General features: G+C 62.9%; 18 protein-coding genes. 12 read left to right on the plus strand and 6 right to left on the minus strand.

The features are described from left to right. Window positions 1-66 precede the first annotated feature (66 nt). The 3 genes from J2857_RS01280 to J2857_RS01290 are packed head-to-tail and all read left to right on the plus strand — an operon-like array spanning window position 67 to window position 2,751. Window positions 67-1,110 (plus strand): ABC transporter ATP-binding protein, encoded by a 1,044-nt coding sequence (locus tag J2857_RS01280; RefSeq protein WP_210008184.1) that lies wholly within the window; start codon window positions 67-69, stop codon window positions 1,108-1,110. Continuing rightward, the gene (locus J2857_RS01285) at window positions 1,107-1,964 is read left to right on the plus strand and encodes an ABC transporter permease (protein WP_210008185.1); all 858 of its coding nucleotides are present in this window, start codon (window positions 1,107-1,109) and stop codon (window positions 1,962-1,964) included. Before J2857_RS01280 ends, J2857_RS01285 begins: the two co-directional genes overlap by 4 nt. A 4-nt stretch (window positions 1,965-1,968) precedes the next feature. Next, window positions 1,969-2,751, plus strand: a complete 783-nt coding sequence (locus J2857_RS01290) for an ABC transporter permease (RefSeq protein WP_210008186.1) — start codon at window positions 1,969-1,971, stop codon at window positions 2,749-2,751. On the opposite strand, the gene J2857_RS01295 is transcribed toward J2857_RS01290, so the two are convergent. Next, window positions 2,748-3,899: a DSD1 family PLP-dependent enzyme gene (locus tag J2857_RS01295; protein WP_210008187.1), complete on the minus strand. Its 1,152-nt coding sequence runs from the start codon at window positions 3,897-3,899 to the stop codon at window positions 2,748-2,750. The two genes, J2857_RS01290 and J2857_RS01295, sit on opposite strands and share 4 nt — an antisense overlap. Before the next feature lie 137 nt (window positions 3,900-4,036). Here J2857_RS01295 and J2857_RS01300 point away from each other — a divergent pair, with 137 nt between their 5' ends. The 3 genes from J2857_RS01300 to J2857_RS01310 all read left to right on the plus strand — a co-directional run bounded on the left by J2857_RS01300 (window position 4,037) and on the right by J2857_RS01310 (window position 5,928). Continuing rightward, window positions 4,037-4,648: a LysE family translocator gene (locus J2857_RS01300; protein WP_210008188.1), complete on the plus strand. Its 612-nt coding sequence runs from the start codon at window positions 4,037-4,039 to the stop codon at window positions 4,646-4,648. Between the two features lie 90 nt (window positions 4,649-4,738). Beyond that, window positions 4,739-5,104: a nuclear transport factor 2 family protein gene (locus J2857_RS01305; RefSeq protein WP_210008189.1), complete on the plus strand. Its 366-nt coding sequence runs from the start codon at window positions 4,739-4,741 to the stop codon at window positions 5,102-5,104. After that, entirely contained in the window at window positions 5,101-5,928 is an 828-nt protein-coding gene (locus tag J2857_RS01310) for a helix-turn-helix domain-containing protein (RefSeq protein ID WP_210008190.1), read from the plus strand. Before J2857_RS01305 ends, J2857_RS01310 begins: the two co-directional genes overlap by 4 nt. A 32-nt stretch (window positions 5,929-5,960) precedes the next feature. Here the strand turns inward: J2857_RS01310 and J2857_RS01315 are convergent, their stop codons facing one another. Continuing rightward, the gene (locus J2857_RS01315) at window positions 5,961-7,919 is read right to left on the minus strand and encodes a methyl-accepting chemotaxis protein (RefSeq protein ID WP_210008191.1); all 1,959 of its coding nucleotides are present in this window, start codon (window positions 7,917-7,919) and stop codon (window positions 5,961-5,963) included. Between the two features lie 397 nt (window positions 7,920-8,316). Then, a complete protein-coding gene (locus J2857_RS01320) occupies window positions 8,317-8,910 on the minus strand; it encodes a TetR/AcrR family transcriptional regulator (RefSeq protein ID WP_210008192.1) in 594 nt (197 codons plus the stop codon). A 237-nt stretch (window positions 8,911-9,147) separates the two neighbouring features. Between J2857_RS01320 and J2857_RS01325 the strand changes: the two genes are divergently transcribed. From J2857_RS01325 to J2857_RS01335, 3 genes are read left to right on the plus strand one after another with little or no spacing between them, the layout of a single operon-like run. Then, entirely contained in the window at window positions 9,148-9,621 is a 474-nt protein-coding gene (locus J2857_RS01325; protein ID WP_210008193.1) for a (2Fe-2S)-binding protein, read from the plus strand. Beyond that, on the plus strand, window positions 9,621-10,604 hold the full coding sequence (locus J2857_RS01330; protein WP_210008194.1) for an FAD binding domain-containing protein: 984 nt from the start codon (window positions 9,621-9,623) through the stop codon (window positions 10,602-10,604). Before J2857_RS01325 ends, J2857_RS01330 begins: the two co-directional genes overlap by 1 nt. Beyond that, window positions 10,601-12,889 carry a xanthine dehydrogenase family protein molybdopterin-binding subunit gene (locus J2857_RS01335; protein ID WP_210008195.1) on the plus strand — a complete coding sequence of 763 codons (2,289 nt, stop codon included), beginning with the start codon at window positions 10,601-10,603 and terminating at the stop codon, window positions 12,887-12,889. The genes J2857_RS01330 and J2857_RS01335 overlap by 4 nt, the downstream gene beginning before the upstream one ends. 34 nt (window positions 12,890-12,923) lie before the next feature. On the opposite strand, the gene J2857_RS01340 is transcribed toward J2857_RS01335, so the two are convergent. After that, on the minus strand, window positions 12,924-13,877 hold the full coding sequence (locus J2857_RS01340; protein ID WP_210008196.1) for a LysR family transcriptional regulator: 954 nt from the start codon (window positions 13,875-13,877) through the stop codon (window positions 12,924-12,926). A 111-nt stretch (window positions 13,878-13,988) separates the two neighbouring features. Here J2857_RS01340 and J2857_RS01345 point away from each other — a divergent pair, with 111 nt between their 5' ends. Next, window positions 13,989-14,588 (plus strand): NADPH-dependent F420 reductase, encoded by a 600-nt coding sequence (locus J2857_RS01345; protein WP_210008197.1) that lies wholly within the window; start codon window positions 13,989-13,991, stop codon window positions 14,586-14,588. Between the two features lie 3 nt (window positions 14,589-14,591). Here the strand turns inward: J2857_RS01345 and J2857_RS01350 are convergent, their stop codons facing one another. Then, window positions 14,592-15,254, minus strand: a complete 663-nt coding sequence (locus tag J2857_RS01350; RefSeq protein ID WP_210008198.1) for a sulfite oxidase-like oxidoreductase — start codon at window positions 15,252-15,254, stop codon at window positions 14,592-14,594. Window positions 15,255-15,357: 103 nt separating this feature from the next. Here J2857_RS01350 and J2857_RS01355 point away from each other — a divergent pair, with 103 nt between their 5' ends. Together J2857_RS01355 and J2857_RS01360 are read left to right on the plus strand one after the other, a co-directional pair. Continuing rightward, complete coding sequence (locus J2857_RS01355) at window positions 15,358-16,530, plus strand: aminotransferase (protein ID WP_210008199.1); 1,173 nt, start codon at window positions 15,358-15,360, stop codon at window positions 16,528-16,530. A 27-nt stretch (window positions 16,531-16,557) separates the two neighbouring features. Next, window positions 16,558-17,838 (plus strand): DUF763 domain-containing protein, encoded by a 1,281-nt coding sequence (locus J2857_RS01360; RefSeq protein WP_210008200.1) that lies wholly within the window; start codon window positions 16,558-16,560, stop codon window positions 17,836-17,838. On the opposite strand, the gene J2857_RS01365 is transcribed toward J2857_RS01360, so the two are convergent. Further along, a complete protein-coding gene (locus tag J2857_RS01365) occupies window positions 17,820-18,053 on the minus strand; it encodes a tautomerase family protein (protein WP_038590168.1) in 234 nt (77 codons plus the stop codon). The genes J2857_RS01360 and J2857_RS01365 overlap by 19 nt on opposite strands. Window positions 18,054-18,148 lie beyond the last annotated feature (95 nt).

An 18,148-nucleotide genomic window follows, 5' to 3' on the forward strand; every position in this document is an offset into this window, starting at 1 on the left:
TGCCATGAGGGCAGGCCATGATCGGCTTTTTCGGGGTCCGGCTCTTCAAATGGAAAGTGGAATTTCATGACAGAGGTTAGCATCGAAAAGCTGACCAAGGACTATGGGCAGGGGCCTGCGGTCAACAGCATTTCGATCAAAATAGCGGAGGGCGAGTTCATCTCGCTGCTCGGGCCGTCCGGTTGCGGCAAGACGACGACGCTGAAGATGATCGCCGGTTTCGAGGATGCGACCGAAGGGGCGATCCGCTTCGACGGCCGTGATGTCGTGCATATGCCGGTCGAAAAGCGCGATATCGGCATGGTCTTCCAGAACTATGCGCTCTTCCCGCATATGACGGTCGAAAAGAACCTCGCCTTCGGGCTGGAAATGCGCAAGACGCCCAAGGACGAGATCCGCACCCGCATCGCCAAGGTGCTGGATATGGTGCAGCTCACCGGTTATTCGGAGCGTTATCCGCGCCAGCTTTCGGGCGGCCAGCAGCAGCGCGTGGCGCTTGCCAGGGCGCTTGTCATCGAGCCGAAGATCCTGCTGCTCGACGAGCCGCTCGCCAATCTCGACGCCAAGCTGCGCGAGGAGATGCGCGTCTTCATCCGCGACCTGCAGCGCCGGGTCGGCATTACCACAGTCTACGTCACCCACGACCAGGCCGAGGCAATGACCATGTCCGACCGGGTCGTGGTGATGTTCGGCGGCCGTATCGCCCAGATCGGCACGCCCTCGGACATCTACGAACGGCCCGCCAATCTGGAAGTGGCCGAATTCGTCGGACAGGTGAACATCATCCGCGGCAAGGTCGGCAACCGGGTCGTTTCCACGGCCTTCGGGGACGTGCCGGTCAGCGGAGATTTTGCCGACGGTGCCGAGCTGATGCTGGCCTTGCGTCCGGAAGCGGTCGAGCTTCTGCCGGTTAACTCAGGCGCCACAGGCGCGTCGGCCAAGGTTCTGTCCAGTTATTATTCGGGCAGTCTCGTCGATTACCGGCTGGAACTGGCAGGCGGGACCGTCGTCAACGTCCAGACCTTTCCGCGCACGCGGTTTGCCGATGGCGACGAGGTGCTCGTGCATGCGCCGGCCGATCGGTTCTGGCCGCTTGGAAGTGCGGCATGAATGCGTCCGCCAAGAAACGCATTGGACCGCTGCTCCTGATCGCGCCTGCCGCGATCCTGCTCGGCGTCTTCCTGGTGCTGCCCTATCTCAATATCGTCGTCATGAGCTTCCGCATGCCGGGGCAGGGCACGCCCTATGGGCCGGGCTTCACCTTCGGCAATTACGGAAAATTCTTCTCGGACTTCTTTTATGTCCAACAGGTGATCAACACGCTGTGGATCGGTTTCCTGACGACCTTCATCTGCCTGGTCCTCGGTTACCCGGTCGCCTGGCAGCTGGCGCGCGGGGCCTCGGCCTTTCGCGCCTTCGGTTATGCGTTGGTGTTGTCGCCGCTGCTCGTCGGCATCGTCATCCGCAGCTATGGCTGGACGATCCTGCTCGGCAATAACGGCATCATCAACCGCACGCTGACCGGGTGGGGCCTGATCGATGGGCCGCTGCCGCTGATGTATAACGCGCTCGGCATCATCATCGCACTGGTGCATGTCTTCCTGCCCTTCATGATCCTGCCGATCATGAGCGCCATCCAGGGCATAGACCCGTCCCTCGAGTCCGCCGCCCGGTCGCTCGGGGCGTCGAAGGTGACGTCCTTCCGGCGCATCACCCTGCCGCTGTCGCTGCCGGGCATCCAGGCCGGCTGCATCCTCGTGTTCGTGCTGTCGCTCAGCGCCTATGTAACGCCGTCACTGATCGGCGGCCTGCGCGTGAAAACCATGGCGGTGACGGTGGTGGATGCGCTGATCGATACGTTCCAGTGGCCGTTCGGTTCGGCGCTGGCGCTGATGCTGTCGGTGACCGGGGCGATCGTCGTCGTTATCTTCGGACGGCTGACCGTCATGAAATGGAAAGCCTGAGCCGATGTCTAAACCATTCTTCACCGTCTATTGCCTGATCATCTACGCCTTCCTGCTGGCGCCGATCGCGGTCGTCGTGATCGCTTCGTTCAATGCAGGCGCCTTCCTCACTTTCCCGCCGCAGGGGCTGTCCTTCCGCTGGTATGTCGTGTTCTTCAACAACGAGGTGTTCATGCGGGCGATCCGCACCTCGCTGTGGATCGCGGCGCTGACCATGGTGATCTCCGGGATCATCGGTACGATGGCGGCGATGTTCTATGTGACCCATGCCGGCAAGCTCAAGGAAACCGTGCGGGTCGCCATGCTGGCGCCGCTGCTCTTGCCGGAAGTGCTGACCGCGATCTCGCTGCTGTTCTTCGTCTATTCGGTCGGCCTCGGCACCCAGAATCTCGTCGGCATGATCGTCGGCCACGTTCTGATCACGCTGCCCTTCGTGTTCATCAACGTCTCGGCATCGATGGAGAGCTACGATCCGGCCTGGAGCCTGGCGGCGCAGAGCCTCGGGGCAGGGCGGTTCACCCGGTTCCGGCGGATCATGCTGCCGCTGATAAAGCCGGGGGTGATCGGCGGCTGCCTGTTCGCCTTCATCATCTCCTTCGACATCTTCACGATCTCCTTCATGCTGAAGGGGGTCGGCATGTCGACGCTGCCGATCCAGCTGTTCGACTACCTGCGCACCAATTTCACGCCTGAAGCGGCTGCCGTCTCGACCTGCTCGATCGTGCTGACGATGGCGGTGGTGGTCATCTCGGAAAAGGTGCTGGGCCTGCGCATCCACCGTTTCTAGTACAGCTTGCCGCGGGCGGTGACCGGCCAGAGCGCCTCGACACGGCCGTTGCGGACGCAGACATACCAGTCGTAGAGATTGCAGGTCGGGTCGCAATGGCCCGGCACGAGGCGCAGCCGGTCGTTGAGTTTCAGCGTGTCCCGCGGGTCCTCGATCTTGCCGTGTTCATCCGAGGCGCTGACGAATTTGAGATCGGGGCGTTCGAAAACGGTCGGCAGGCCGCTGTCGATCGAATGCGCCTTGAGGCCCGCGTCGCAGATGGCGCGACCGGAGGCCGGCTTGCTCATGATCGAGGTCAGCACGAGGAGCGCATGCTCGAAACCGCCGACCGTGCCATTGCCTTCCGTCGCGCGGACGCGGGCGTAATCGGCATCCATGAAAATGTAGGAGCCCGGCTGGATTTCGTTGTAGAGGCCCGAGGCGCCTTCGAGATTGTGGGTGCCGGTTCCGGCCCCTGTGATGATCTTCGGTTCAAGCCCGGCATCGCGCAACAGGTCCGTTGTTTCGCGGGCCATGCCGACCGCCTTGTCGATGGCGGCCCGGCGCTCGGCCGGATCGTAGATATGCTGGGCACCGCCGTGATAGGCCTGGATGCCGGCGAAGGCGAGGTTCGGGGCCGTGGCGACCGTCTTTGCCAGTTCGACCGCCGGCACGCCGGGCAGTACGCCGCAGCGGCGGGCGCCGCAATCGATCTCCACCAGCACGTCGAGCGTCACGCCATGCCGGCCGGCCGCTTCGGAAAGCGTCGAGACGATAGTCGGATCATCGACGCAGACGGTGACATGGGCGCTCTTTGCGAGCCTTGCCAGCCGGTCGATCTTTCTTGGATCTGCGACCTCGTTGGCGATCAGCACGTCGGTGACGCCGCCGCGCACCAGCGCTTCCGCCTCGGAGACTTTCTGGCAGCAGATGCCGACCGCGCCACCGTTCGCCATCTGGTACAGCGCGACATCGGCCGACTTGTGGGTCTTGGCATGCGGGCGCAGCCGCACGCCCATCGCCTCGGCATAAGCTTTCATCCGTTCGACATTCCGCTCGAAGGCGTCGAGATCGATGATCAGCGCCGGCGTCTGGATATCTTCGAAGGTGTCGCCGATGGCCGCCGGAACGTCAAAGCCGATATCGGGGTCGTCGGGAGAAGAGGTCATGAAAGCCGGGTCCGGTATGAGATGGGGTAACGATAGGTTCCTCATCTCTCCCAGGCAATCGCCGGCCTGCAATTTCGTTCAAGATCAACGATCCGGTCTTCGGTAGCTGTGGGCAAACATCTCGAAAGGATCGACCCATGAGCCTGGAATTTCTCATCACCTCCTTCATCGTCGTCGCCTCGCCGGGTACCGGCGTGCTGATCACGCTCGCCGCCGGCCTGTCGGGCGGAGCGCGGGCGAGCCTCGTTGCCGCTTTCGGCTGCACGCTCGGTACCCTGCCGCATATGATCGCGGCGGTCTCCGGCCTCGCGGCGCTGCTGCATGCCAGCGCATTTGCGTTCGAGTTCATCAGATATCTCGGTGTCGCCTATCTCCTGTTCATGGCGTGGCAGGTGCTGAAGGAAAAGGGGGCGCTTGCGGTGGAAGCGGACCGGACGCCGAAATCCGCCTGGCAGGTGATCGTGTCGGCCATCCTCGCCAATCTGCTCAACCCGAAACTGTCGATTTTCTTTTTCGCCTTCCTGCCGCAGTTCGTTGGCCCGGACGAGACCGCGCCCCTTCTGCGTATGACCGAGCTCAGCCTCGCGTTCATGCTGATGACTTTTGGCATTTTCGTCGTCTACGGGCTGTTCGCCGCCTCCGTGAGAAATCACGTGATCTCGCGGCCGAGTATCCTTGCCTGGATGCGGCGCGTCTTCGCCGGCGCCTTTGTGGTGCTCGGTGCAAGGCTTGCGTTTTCGGCGCGATAGTTATTACCTGCCGCGTAATTGAGACGATGCATGCCCTCCCGCATGATCCCCCTGCCTGCAACGAGCCGGGCGATCTCAAGGAGAAAAGACATGACCGATGCGAACAGCAATGCCGAACGTTATCTCGCAATCTGGAACGAGACCGACGCCATCCGCCGCAAGGCGATGATCGCGGAGACGTGGGCGGAGGATGGGCTTTACGTCGATCCGTTGATGCGCGGCGAAGGCCATGAGCGGATTGGATCGCTGGTCGAGGGCGTCCAGGCGCGGTTTCCGGGGTTCCGCTTCACGCTGATCGGCGCGGCCGACGGTTATGACGACAATCTGCGCTTTTCCTGGGGGCTTGGCCCGGAAGGTGGCGAGGCGCTGATCAAGGGCACGGATTTCGCCATCCTGGAAAACGGCCGGCTGAAGTCGGTCTACGGGTTCCTCGATCAGGTCCCGGCTGCCGCATGACGGCCCTTGCACCCGCCCGTCCTCTCGGTGACTTCCTGCGCGAATGGCGCCGCCGCCGGCGCATGAGCCAGCTCGACCTGGCGCTGGAGGCCGATATCTCGCAGCGGCATTTGAGCTTCATCGAAAGCGGGCGGGCGGCCCCGAGCCGGGACATGCTCCTGCATCTGGCGGAGCGGCTTGAAGTGCCGCTCCGCGAGCGCAATCCGATGCTGCTCGCCGCCGGTTTTGCGCCGGTCTTTGCCGAACGCAAGCTCGACGATCCGGCACTTCAGCCGGCGCGGCGGGCAATCGATATGGTGCTGAAGGGCCACGAGCCGTTTCCGGCACTCGCGATCGACCGGCACTGGACGCTGGTCGCCGCCAATGCCGCGGTGGCGCCGCTGCTTGCAGGCGTTGCGGACCGGTCGCTGATCGAGGGGCCGGTGAACGTCCTGCGTCTCAGCCTGCATCCGCGGGGCCTTGCGTCTCACATCGCCAATCTTGTCGAATGGCGCAACCACCTGCTCGAACGGCTGCACCAGCAGATTGCTGCGACGGGCGACCGTATTCTTCAGACACTGCTGGAAGAGCTGTCCGGCTATCCGAAGCCGGAAGGGGCGTCGAAATCAGTGCCGAGACACGACTATGCGGGTATTGCAGTGCCGATGGAATTGCGGACGGAGGCCGGGCTTTTGTCCTTCATCTCGACCACGACGGTCTTCGGAACCCCGGTGGATGTGACGCTGTCGGAACTGGCGGTCGAATCCTTCTTTCCCGCCAATGACGAAACGGCCCGGCTCCTGCGCCAGATGGCAGAGGCCGGGCCGTCGAAGAGCGACATTTAAGCGCCTCAAAGAGAGACGTTTTGGTCAGCGAATCAGAATTCCGTCCACTGAGATTCGGCGGTTGCGGCAGCCGCGCCGCCGCCGAAGGACTTGCTGACGCGCTGTGCAAGGCGGCGAGCCGGGGATTCCTGCGGAGCCGCATTTCGGCCGACCGGGGCCGGAGCGGAGCCGTAGGCCGGGCGCTGCCGCATTCCGGAACGCTGGCCGCCTTCCGAAAGCTTGAAGCGGGTGAGGAGATCACGCAGCTTGGTGCTTTCCGAGGCGAGGTTGGCGCCGGCAGCGTTGGTTTCCTCGACCATCGCGGCGTTCTGCTGGGTCACCTGGTCCATCTGGTTGACGGCCGTATTGACTTCGGCGAGGCCGACCGACTGTTCGCGGGCGGCGATGGCGATGGCATTGATATGCTCGTTGATGGTGACGACGTGGGATTCGATCGTCTTCAGCGCGTCGCCGGTCTCGCGCACCAGCTTGACGCCGTTCTGGACCTCGGCACCCGACTTGCGGATGAGATCCTTGATCTCCTTGGCGGCATTGGCCGAACGCTGGGCGAGTTCGCGGACTTCCTGGGCGACGACCGCGAAACCCTTGCCGGCGTCACCGGCACGGGCTGCTTCGACGCCGGCATTCAGCGCCAGGAGGTTGGTCTGGAAGGCGATCTCGTCGATCACGCCGATGATGTTGGAGATCTGGTTGGACGATTGTTCGATGCGCTGCATCGCATCGACAGCGTTGGCGACGACCGCGCCCGACTGGGTGGCGCTGGAATTTGCCTGCAGGGCGATCATCTTTGCTTCGTCCGCACGCTTGGAAGAGTTCGAGACGTTAGCGGTGATTTCGTCGAGGGCGGCGGCGGTCTCTTCGAGCGAGGCTGCCTGCTGTTCGGTCCGCTTGGAAAGGTCGTCGGCGCTCTGGCTGACTTCACGCGAACCGCTGTCGATCGACTGGGCGGAGCCGGCGACTTCCGAGAGTGCTGCGCCGAGGCCGGACACGGCGGAGTTCAGGTCTTCGCGCAGGGCTTCGAAATCCGGAGCGAAGGGCTCGTTGAGCTGGAAGGCGAGATCGCCGGAGGCAAGGCGGCGCAGGCCGGCTGCGAGGCCGGAGGTCGCTTGCTGGAGGCGGTCCCGAGCGGAGGCTTCCGCCTCTTCCTGCAGGCGGATGCGGTCGGCTTCGGCTTGGGCGCGGGCTTCCTCCGCCTGATCCTGAAGCTGCCTGTTGGAGATCGCGGCCTGGCGGAAGACTTCCACGGCACCGGCCATCGCGCCGACTTCGTCCCGGCGTCCTGCAAAGGGGATTTCGGTAGCGGTGTCGCCGGCGGCAAGGCCGCTCATCGACGCCGTGATGCGCTGGATGGGGCGGGCGATACCGGACATCACGTAGACGGCGGCACCAACGATCAGCAGGAAGACAATGCCGAGGATGATTTCCATCGTGGTGAGCGCGGTGGAATAGGTCGTTTCCGCCTTGGCGGTTTCGAGGGCCGCCTCGTCCGTGTTCAACTTGACCAGCCTGGTTACGGCTTCCATGACCGGCAGGATGGTGACGCGCATCTTTTCCATCTCAACGCGGGCGCGCGCGTCGGAGGCCTTGCGGGAGAAGTCCAGCATCTTCTGCCCGTTGAGGACGTATTTGTCGATGCCCGTCTGGATCTGGTCGATGATCTGCTTTTCCTGATCGCTGGAGATCAGCGGCATGTAGGTCTGGAGAGCAGCCTTGAGAGCACCGGACTGCTGGGCGATCAGCTTTTCCGCAGTCTCCATCCCGAAGTCCGAGGTCGTCGTCAGATGGCCCATATAAGCGACCGTCATTCCGAGAAGGGCCGTCTCGATATTCTTCGAGGCCTGGACGCTCGGCATCGAGTTTTGCGAAATCGTCGTGAGATTTCCGGCGACATTGGAGAGCGAGGAAATGGCCGCCCAGGCGAGAACGGCGACGAGCGCCGCAATCGCGCCGAAGACGGCGATGAGCGAGCTGCGAATGGAGAGTCGGGACATGAGGTTCGGCTCCGGAAATGGTGAGGCCTCGAATGAGGCGACGCGTTTTCACGCGCGGATCTGATATCTGGCAGTGTGGGAAGAGAACCGGTCTCATACCGGCTCTTGCGCTACACCGGATGGCGGTCGCGCGGTACCCGGAGATTAAGGTCAAACTCTTTAACGACAGATTGAATTTTGATAGTATAGAATGACTTTTGATGATTTTTTGAGGCAGAAAATCCGAAATTACCCTTCTGCTATCCATTTATTTTATAATGATAATATTGGAATCGGGCGGGCGTAGTAACAGGATACCTGTCAATCCTGGATTGCTTGATTTTCCGTTCAAACGAGATGCGAAATCTAGCCTAGGTGACAGGCGGTTCCGATGCGGATCCGATGCCTGTAGCACGTGTTATCTGCGGGTCCGCAGGCCGTCCATCAGCAGACCGATCAGGCGGTGCGACCGCTCACGCCATTCGGGCGATTCCGGCATGGAATAGATGCTCGACAACGCGTGCAGGAGATCGGTCGTTTCGATGTCGCGGCGGATACATCCTTCATCGGCTGCAGTCTTCAAAAGACTTTCCAGCGCGCCGCGGATGAGGCCCGAGCCCTCGGAAAAAAGAGAGGAGTTGGAGGTCATGAGGATGCGCAGGCTGTTGGCCATGCCGCGCTTGGTGGCGATGTAGCCCACGAAGCGCCGCATCCATTCCTCGAGCGCCATGTCCGGCGAATGTTGCCTTGCAAGTTCCGTGGCGGCGCTCGCCAGGCCTTCGAGCTCGCGGCGATAGACCACCTCGACAAGATGCTCGCGGCTTGGAAAATGGCGGTAAAGCGTGCCGATGCCGACGCCGGCCTGCCGTGCTATATCTTCCAGCGAAGTCTCGACGCCCTTTTCCGCAAAGGCTGCGGCCGCCACCTCGACCAGCTTTTCGTGGTTGCGGCGTGCATCGGCGCGAAGCCTGGTCGATGCGGGTGATGTCGTCTTCGGCTCGGCCGAGGCCAAAATATTGCTCCAGGCAAATGAGGGCTTGACGAAAATCCGTGAGCCACTAGTTTAAACGGAGGCGCCTCCGGTTATCCGGATTGCCTTCCACTTCTTAGTCCAGAGGAGGACGGATGTCATGCCGAAATGTGCCGGTGTTTGTCTCGCCGGACATCATCTAGGGCATCACAGCCAATTGGCCAGTCCGTTCCAGACTTTAAAGTTCTCATTCTCGTGACAATGGCAGGAGCTCGATCCATGACACGAACCATCCATCTTTCGCTCGATATCAACGGGAGGCGGCACGAACTCGATGTCGAGCCACGCGTCACCCTGCTCGATGCGCTGCGCGAACATCTGGCGCTGACCGGCACCAAGAAGGGCTGCGACCAGGGCCAGTGCGGTGCCTGCACCTGTCATGTGGACGGCAGCCGTGTGCTTTCCTGTCTGACGCTTGCGGCCCAGGTCGAAGGCCGGCAGATCACCACGATCGAGGGGATCGCCGCCGAGAACGGCGAGCTGCACCCCGTCCAGGCTGCTTTCGTGGAGCATGACGCATTCCAATGCGGCTATTGCACGCCCGGCCAGATCATGTCCGCAGTTGCCTGCATCCGCGAGGGTCATGCGGGATCCGACGAGGAAATCCGCGAATACATGTCCGGCAATCTCTGTCGGTGCGGGGCCTATAACAACATCGTCGCGGCGGTGCGCGAAGCAGCGGAGATGGCGTGATGAGAGATTTTTCCTATTACCGAGCCTCGTCTGCCGATGAGGCTCGCCACGCGGCGCTGCAGTCCGGCGCCATGCTGCTCGCCGGCGGTACGACGCTTCTCGATCTTGCAAAATGCGGCGTGATGGAGCCGGAAACCGTTGTTGACATCACCCATCTCCCCGGGCTCGGACGGATCACCGTCGATGCCGGCGGCGCAACGATCGGCGCGCTTGCCAAGATGGGCGAGGTCGCCGATCACGCCGGCATCCGTGCAGCTTTCCCGGCAGTTTCGGAATCCCTGTCACTGGCGGCCTCCGCCCAGCTGCGCAACATGGCGACGATCGGCGGTAACCTGTTGCAGCGGACGCGCTGTTCGTATTTCCGCGAGCCGGATGTGTTTCCGGCCTGCCACAAGCGCAATCCCGGCTCCGGCTGTTCGGCGCTTGGCGGGGTCACCCGCAACCATGCCGTCCTCGGCACGAGCGATACCTGCATTGCGAGCTATCCCGGTGACCTCGCCGTTGCCCTCGTGGCTTTCGACGCCGTTGTCGAACTCGGAGGTCGGACGATCTCGGTCGACGATTTTTTCCTGACGCCGGGCAATACGCCGGAGCGCGAAACCGTGCTGGAACGAGGCGAGATGATCACCGCGATCACCGTGCCGGCCTCGGCCGCAGCGAAAAACTCGACCTATCTGAAAGTCCGCGACCGGCAGTCCTATGAATTTGCCGCAGCGAGTGCCGCCGTCGGGCTGGAATTCGAGGCGGACGGCAGGACGGTACGCGATATCCGCGTCGCTCTCGGCGGCGTCGCCACAAAGCCGTGGCGGGCTCGTAACGTCGAACAGGCGCTGACCGGCAAAGTGCTCAGCCCTGAAACCGTCGAGGTAGCGAGCCGGCTCGCCATGGAAGGTGCCGTTTCGCATGGCGCCAATCACTACAAGATCGAACTTGCGCCGCGCGTCGTCGCCCGCGCCATCCTGAAAGTTGGAGGTCTCGTATGACCATCATGGAACCCCGCAAACACGGCGATGCTTCCGACGGGACTGTCGGCGGTCGTCAAACGCGCTTCGAAGGCAATCTGAAGGTCACCGGTGGCGCGACCTATGCGCTGGAATATCCGGTCGAAGGCCTCGCCTATGCCATCCTCGTGCAGAGCACCATTCCGGCTGGGCGCGTCGTTTCGGTCGATGCGGAAAAGGCGCTTGCGGCCCCGGGCGTGCTGATGGTGCTGACGCCGGATGACGACATGGGTCTCCTGGTTGCCTCCGACTGGGGTGGCAATCGCCCGGAAAACCAGCCGTATTATCCGCTGCCGCGGCAGGTGCAATACAATGGCCAGTCGATCGCCGCCGTCGTCGCGGAAAGCCGCGAACAGGCGGTCGAGGCGGCAAGGCTGATCTGCATCACCTATGAGCAGACGCCGCATGTCGCAAGCTTCAATGATACGGCTGCCGGCGAAGGCAAGGTGATGGACAATCTCACCTCCGGATGGGGGGATGCCGAGGCCGCACTTGCGGACGCACCCGTTCAGATCGAGGGTGAATATTCGACGCCGCGTGAATACCACGTCGCCATGGAGCCGCATGGGCTGACCGTAAAGTGGGATGGCGACCAGATCACGGTCTGGGAGCCGAGCCAGTGGTCGCATGGCATGGCGCGCAGCTATTCCGAATGGTTTGGCATTCCTTATGAAAATGTCCGGCTGATCTCTCCGTTCATCGGCGGCGGGTTCGGCTCGAAGGGGGCGGCGCTCGCCCATGGCGCGGTGGCGGCCTTCGCGTCCAGGAAGCTCGGCCGGCCGGTAAAGCTTGCGCTGACGCGACCACAGAATTTCACCAACTATGGCGGTCGCGCCGCGACGCGCCAGCGGATCAAGATCGGTGCGACGGAAGACGGCATCCTGCAGGCGATCGTTCATCGCGGCGCCAGCGAGACCTCTACCTATGCGGATTGGCCAGAGCAGACAGGTGCTGCGACGCCGATCCTCTACAAGGTCGAGAATTTTTCGTCGCAGCATCGGGTCGTGCCGGTCAACGCCGTCACGCCCGGCGCGCTGCGGGGTCCAGGCAAGAACCCCAGTGCCTTCGGCATCGAAAGCGCGATGGAGGAACTGGCCTACAAGCTCGGCATGGACCCGCTTGAACTGCGGCTCAAGAACTATGCCGATCACGACTATCAGTCGGGGAAACCGTGGTCGACCCGCCGGCTGCGCGAAGCGCTGACCGAAGGTGCGGAAGCCTTCGGCTGGTCGAAACGCAGCCATGAACCACGCTCCATGCGCGACGGCAACCAGCTCATCGGCTGGGGCATCGGCTGCGGCACGTTCCCGGTCATCCAGGCGCCGAGCGAGGCGATGATCCGCATCCTCGGCAATGGCCGCGTCGAGGTCGTCAGTGGTGCGATCGACATGGGGCAGGGGACCTACACGATCCTTGCCCAGACGGCAGCCGAAGTGTTCGGCATTCCCGTCGACCAGGTCGAGGTTCATCTTGGGGATTCCCGGCTGCCGGGTGCGGCGATTGCCGGCGGCTCGATGCTGGCGGGCTCCATCCTCGGTGCCGTGCACAAGGCGGCGACGGCGGCCCGTGACGAACTGATCGGGCTGGCGCTCAACGACGAGAAATCGCCGCTCCGCGATACCGGCGCCAATACGCTGACCTTCAGCGGTGGCCGAATTGCCGCTCCCCGCGATCAAGGTCCGTCGCTCACGCTTTCGGAACTGATGGCGGCGCTCGGTCGCGACGAGATCGAGATCCTGAGGAATACGCTGCCGGAAGGTGCTACCGCCCAGGAGCAACATCAGGCCTGGACGAGCATGGCAAAGGTTCAGGGGCCGACCATGGGCGAATATTCCATGCACAGTTGGTGCGCCCATTTCGCCGAAGTGCGGGTGGACGAGGATTTTGGAACGGTACGGGTGTCCCGGATTGTCTCGGCCTTCGATTGCGGCCGGCTCTACAATCCGCGGCTGGTGGAAAGCCAGTGGCGGGGCGGCATCATCATGGGCATCGGCCAGGCGCTGCTCGAGGAAGGTCTCGTCGATCAGCGCAACGGCCGCACCGTCAACGGCAATATGGGCGACTATCTGGTGCCCACCAACGCGGACGTGCCGCATATCGAGGTAATCTCGGTCGGTGTTCCCGACTACGGCGCCTCGGCGCTTGGCGGCAAGGGTGTGGGCGAGGTCGGCATCGTCGGCGTCGCGCCGGCGATCGCAAACGCGGTCTTCCACGCGACCGGCAAACGCGTCCGCGACCTGCCGATCACGCTCGAAAAGCTGATCTGATCGATCTGGCGCGTCCGGTTTCGGCCGGGTGCGCCTATTTTCGCTTCGGCATGTTGGATGCCCCGAGGCTGCCGGCAAAACGTTCGGCCAGACGCTCCTTCCGGAAATGTTCGACCACGAAGTCGATAAAGACGCGTGTCTTTGCCGGCAGCAGCGTCTTGCTGGCGTAGTAGATCGAGATCGGCCCGATATCCGCATACCAGTCGGGCAGCAGGCGGACGAGCGTACCGCTCTCCATATACGATAAGGCATCGGGCATCGCGATCATTGCGGCACCGAGGCCGAGGCCTGCGGCGTGAGCAATGGCGGCCGGGTCGTTGAGCACCATCTTTTCCCTCAGGGCCACCGGCATTTCGTCACCGCTGGCATTTCGCATCACCCATTGGCGAATAAGACCGGTATTGGAGGAACGCATATGGATGCCGTCGAGGCTTGCAAGGTCTGCCGGATTGGCCGGCATGGGCCTGTCCCTCATGTAGGCGGGCGAAGCGACCAGGACGATATGGGCCGGGGCCAGGACCCGGGCGACCGCGCCGGGCGTCAGTTCGAAGCCGCCGCCGATCGCGGCGTCATATCCTTCAGCGATCATATCGACCTGCCGGTTCTCAAACGTCCAGTCCGGCCGGATCAGCGGGTAACGGGCCATGAACTCGGGCAGCAGAGGGAGGATATAACCCGTCCCGAAATGCGGGCTCATGCTGACCTTCAGCACGCCCGCCGGTTCGACGCCTTCCGAAGAGACCGCAGCGATGGCGGCCTGGAGCGCCTCGACGTGATCGCGGATCTCCGACAAGAAGCGCTCGCCCGCCTCCGTCAGCGTCAGTCTTCGCGTGCTGCGCTGGAAGAGGCGGGTGCCGAGGTTCTTCTCCAGCATCGCGACATTGCGGCTGACGGCCGCGGGCGTCAGCGCCAGCCGCCTCGCCGCAGCGGAGAAGCTGCCGAGTTCAGCGCTGCGCACGAAGGACTGCAGATTGGCGAGGCTTTCCATGGTGAGCCGATTTTCAATGATCGATTGAAGGTGATTGGCATTATTGCCGGCTTATCGAAGGCTAATCCAGAGGCGATATTCCCGTCATCGAAACACGCGGAGTATCACATAATGACTATCGGTATCATCGGCGCCGGCAATATCGGCGCAGCTTTCGCCCGCGCTCTTGCCCGTAGCGGCGTGCGCGCCACCATCGCCAACAGCCGCGGCCCGGCCTCGCTCGCAGAACTGGCGGCCGAGCTTTCGCCGTGGATTTCGGCCGGCACGATCGAAGAGGCCGCAAGCGCCGATATCGTGCTGATCGCGGTTCCGTGGTCGAAGCTGCCGACCGCGCTCGCCGGCCTGCCGGCCTGGAACGGCCGGATCGTCATCGATGCGAACAATCCGATCGAAGCGCCGCTCTACAAGCCGGCCGAACTCAATGGCCGTCTTTCCAGCGAGATCGTCTCGGATCTTGTCCCTGGCGCACGCGTTGTAAAGGCCTTCAACCATCTGTTCGCGAAGCTGGTCGAGGCCGATCCGTCTTCCGAGGGCGGAAAACGGGTGCTGTTCTATTCGGGCGACGACGCGGCGGCAAAGACGGAAGTCGCCTCCTTGGCGGAGAAGCTCGGTTTCTTCGGCATCGATCTCGGGCCTCTTGCGGTCGGGGCCAAGCTGGCGCAGTTCCCCGGCGGCCCGCTGCCTGGACTGAATCTCGTCAATTTCGGCTGACCCTCAGTCGTCCGAATAACGCTCCTCGGACCAGGGGTCGCCGCGCATATGGTAGCCGTTCTTCTCCCAGAAGCCGGCCTGATCCCGGTCCAGGAACTCGATCCGGTTGAGCCATTTGGCGCTCTTCCAGAAATAGAGGTGCGGCACTACCAGCCGCACCGGCCCGCCATGCTCCTCACTCAGCGGCTTGCCCTCCCACTCCGTGACGATGATTGCGTCCGGCGAGGCGAAATCCGAGAGCAGCAGGTTGGTGGTGTAGCCGTCATAGCTGGTCAGCATGACGGCAACGGCCTCTTCCTGCGGATCGACGAGATCGAGGAAATCGCGGGTCGAGACACCTTTCCAATTGTTGTCGTAGCGGGACCAGGTGGTCACGCAATGGATATCGGAGCGCATCTCGGTCTGCGGCAGGGCCTGGAAAGCCGCCCAGTCCAAAGTTCTGCGGTTGTTGACGAGGCCGCGCACGTCGAGTTTCCAGCGCTCGGTCGAAACCTGCGGCTGCTGGCCAAGGTCCAGCACCGGCCAGTTCTTGACCAGATGCTGGCCCGGCGGCAGCCGGTCGGTTTCCGGTCTTGTTATGCGGCCGGTCAGGAACTTGCCTTGCTCCGCCCATTTCCGTTTGGTGATGGTGAGCTTCGAATCCTCGGGCTCAATCTCGTCGGCCATATCCGGTTCTCCTTGCGTCGCCCGATAATCTGATAAACAAGAAAGGCAATCAATTGTCCGTTTTGGCAATTGTCTGTTTTGGAAATTCTGCGCTCGGAAAATCATGCCTGCCTTCAATCCCCTTATCGAAAAGCTCAGCCCTCCGCCCGTCCCGTCCGTCGCCGCCTGGGGGCGTGCCTATGACGGGTCGAAGGGACCGGTGATCGACCTTTCGCAGGCCGTGCCCGGATATCCTGCCCATCCGGAGATGCTGAGGCTGCTTGGCGAGATGGCATCCTCGACGGCGTTCACCGGTTATGGCCCGATCGAGGGCGAGGCAGGGCTTCGGACCGCCTATGCCGCACATGTCTCCGAAGTTTACGGCGCAGGCATCGGCCTCAAGAACATTCACATCACATCCGGCTGCAACCAGGCCTTCGTTTGCGCAGCGATGACGGTGGCTGGTCCCGGCAATACGGTGCTGATGACCGAGCCCTTCTATTTCAACCATGAAACGACGCTGGCGATGATGGACGTCAAGACCGCTTTCGTGGCGTGCGAAGCCGCCAATGGTTTCCTGCCGGATCTCGTCCGGCTTGAAGCCGCGATCACCGGCGACGTGCGGGCGCTGGCGCTCGTCTCGCCAAACAACCCGACCGGGGCGATCTATCCGCCGTCGCTGCTCGAAGTGATCTTCAGGCTCTGCCGGGAAAAGGGTATCTGGCTGATCCTCGACGAAACCTATCGCGATTTTCTGCTCGTGGCAGGTCAGGCGCCGCACACGCTATTCAGTCTCGACGGCTGGGAAGACATGCTGATCAGCCTCTACAGTTTTTCGAAATCCTTCTGCATCCCCGGCCACCGGCTGGGCGCGATCACGGCCGGCCCGGTGGCGGTGGAGCAGATCGCCAAGATCATGGACAACCTGCAGATCTGCGCGCCGCGCGCCGCCCAGGCTGCCGTTGCCCAGGCGCTGCCGCTTCTCGCCGGCTGGCGCGAGGAAAACCGCCAGGAGATCGGCCGCCGCGCCGATGCGCTGAAGGCGGTGATGCGCTCCGTCAACGACTGGAAGCTCGATGCGATCGGCGCCTATTTCGCCTTCGTGCGGCATCCTTTCCCGGGCAGGACCGCGGCGGAAGTGGCGGAAAAGCTTGCGAAACAGGCCGGCGTCGTCTGCATTCCGGGCGCCTATTTCGGGGAGAGCCAGCAGGATTACCTGCGCTTCGCCTTTGCCAATGCGGACGTGCCGACGATCGGGCTGCTGCGGGAACGTTTGCAGAACTTTTCCCTATCGTGAGTATCGGCGTCCGTATATAAGCGGAGCATGGTTCAAAGAGCAGGCAGCGCCGATCTTCCTCTTCACGGCGGCCGGGTTCCCCGGTGGCTCGGCGAGCGCATGACCAAGCTCGGCGCCGTCATCACCCAGGCGATCGTCATCGAATACGGCCGCGACGAACTTTTACGGCGACTGGCGCATCCCTTCTGGTTCCAGTCCTTCGGCTGCGTCATGGGCATGGACTGGCACTCGTCCGGCATCACCACCAGCGTTCTCGGCGCCCTCAAACGCGGGCTGGCGCCGATGGCCGGCGAACTCGGCATCCATGTCTGCGGCGGCCGCGGCAAAAATTCGAGGCAGACGCCGGACGAGCTGATCGCGATCGGCAACCGCGTCGGCATAGACGGCAGCGGCCTTGCGACCACCAGCCGGCTGGTCGCCAAGGTGGACAGCGCCGCGGTGCAGGACGGTTTCGATCTCTATCTGCACGGCTTCATCGTCACCGATGACGGCAAATGGGTGGTGGTGCAGCAGGGAATGAACGGCGACAAGCGCCAGGCCCGGCGTTACCACTGGATTTCCGAGGGGCTGAAAAGCTTCGTCGATTCCCCGCATGCGGCGATCGAGGGCCGGCAGCAGGGCGAGATTGTCAACCTCGCCGACCACCGCGCCGAGGCCTCCCGCAAAGGCCAGCTCGACCTGCTCGCGACGCTCGGGCCGGACCGGATCGTCCGTGAGGTGATCGCCATCGAACCGGCTCGCAAGACGAAGGAAACGGCGCAGCCGATGCTGCCGCACCTGATCATGCCGGCGCATCACGATGTCCGCGAGGAGGACGTCAACATGAAACGGCTGCATGGGACGCTGGCGGCGGCGGCCGATCGCGGGCCTGAAGATTTCGAGAACCTGCTGCTGATGCCGGGCGTCGGGGCGCGGACGGTCAAGGCGCTCGCCATGGTCGCCGAGGTGGTGCATGGCGCGCCCTGCCGGTTTTCCGATCCAGCGCGCTTCTCGCTCGCCCATGGCGGCAAGGACCGGCATCCGTTTCCGGTGCCGCTGAAAGTCTATGACGAAACGATCAAGGTGATGAAGTCGGCGGTCGGCAAGGCAAGGCTCGGCCGAGAGGAGGAGCTTCAGGCGCTGAAGCGGCTCGACGACCAGGCCCGCCAGATGGAACGGTATGTGACCGGCCCGGACTTGAAGGAAATCGTCGCCGGCGAGTTCCGACGCTCGCACGAATGGGGCGGCCGCAGCGTCTTCGGTTGGGAGCCGCCGACGGAAGAGATCGCCAATTTTCCGGGATCAGCCGATTACTTGAAGGGATCGTAACCGGGCTTCTTGTAGACGAGTTCCGGTTGCCCCTGGATATCCGGTACGTAGACCTTGTCCGTCCAGGCGTCCCGCGGGAAGTCCTGGATTGCGACCGATACGGAACTCTCGGCAGAGCCGAGGGCGGTCATGACCGCCTTGGTCACTTCCGCCGTCAGCGCCTGCTTCTGCTCTTCGGAGCGGCCCTCGATCATTTTGACGATAACATGGGGCATGTTGCGCTCCTCCAATGTGCAGTTTTCAAATCAACCCGAAGCGAGGATAGACCGCCTCGCTTTGGCAGATCAATCGGGAACTGCCGGCAAGTCCG

Origin of the sequence: Neorhizobium galegae (genome assembly GCF_017877055.1) — a bacterium.
In the GTDB taxonomy this organism is placed as follows: domain Bacteria; phylum Pseudomonadota; class Alphaproteobacteria; order Rhizobiales; family Rhizobiaceae; genus Neorhizobium; species Neorhizobium galegae_D.

Coding starts and splice junctions, on each gene's coding strand:
- J2857_RS01280 (WP_210008184.1), top strand. CDS start 67: ATGACAGAGGTTAGCATCGAAAAGCTGACCAAGGACTATGGGCAGGGG.
- J2857_RS01285 (WP_210008185.1), top strand. CDS start 1,107: ATGAATGCGTCCGCCAAGAAACGCATTGGACCGCTGCTCCTGATCGCG.
- J2857_RS01290 (WP_210008186.1), top strand. CDS start 1,969: ATGTCTAAACCATTCTTCACCGTCTATTGCCTGATCATCTACGCCTTC.
- J2857_RS01295 (WP_210008187.1), bottom strand. CDS start 3,899: ATGACCTCTTCTCCCGACGACCCCGATATCGGCTTTGACGTTCCGGCG.
- J2857_RS01300 (WP_210008188.1), top strand. CDS start 4,037: ATGAGCCTGGAATTTCTCATCACCTCCTTCATCGTCGTCGCCTCGCCG.
- J2857_RS01305 (WP_210008189.1), top strand. CDS start 4,739: ATGACCGATGCGAACAGCAATGCCGAACGTTATCTCGCAATCTGGAAC.
- J2857_RS01310 (WP_210008190.1), top strand. CDS start 5,101: ATGACGGCCCTTGCACCCGCCCGTCCTCTCGGTGACTTCCTGCGCGAA.
- J2857_RS01315 (WP_210008191.1), bottom strand. CDS start 7,919: ATGTCCCGACTCTCCATTCGCAGCTCGCTCATCGCCGTCTTCGGCGCG.
- J2857_RS01325 (WP_210008193.1), top strand. CDS start 9,148: ATGACACGAACCATCCATCTTTCGCTCGATATCAACGGGAGGCGGCAC.
- J2857_RS01330 (WP_210008194.1), top strand. CDS start 9,621: ATGAGAGATTTTTCCTATTACCGAGCCTCGTCTGCCGATGAGGCTCGC.
- J2857_RS01335 (WP_210008195.1), top strand. CDS start 10,601: ATGACCATCATGGAACCCCGCAAACACGGCGATGCTTCCGACGGGACT.
- J2857_RS01340 (WP_210008196.1), bottom strand. CDS start 13,877: ATGGAAAGCCTCGCCAATCTGCAGTCCTTCGTGCGCAGCGCTGAACTC.
- J2857_RS01345 (WP_210008197.1), top strand. CDS start 13,989: ATGACTATCGGTATCATCGGCGCCGGCAATATCGGCGCAGCTTTCGCC.
- J2857_RS01350 (WP_210008198.1), bottom strand. CDS start 15,254: ATGGCCGACGAGATTGAGCCCGAGGATTCGAAGCTCACCATCACCAAA.
- J2857_RS01355 (WP_210008199.1), top strand. CDS start 15,358: ATGCCTGCCTTCAATCCCCTTATCGAAAAGCTCAGCCCTCCGCCCGTC.
- J2857_RS01360 (WP_210008200.1), top strand. CDS start 16,558: ATGGTTCAAAGAGCAGGCAGCGCCGATCTTCCTCTTCACGGCGGCCGG.
- J2857_RS01365 (WP_038590168.1), bottom strand. CDS start 18,053: ATGCCCCATGTTATCGTCAAAATGATCGAGGGCCGCTCCGAAGAGCAG.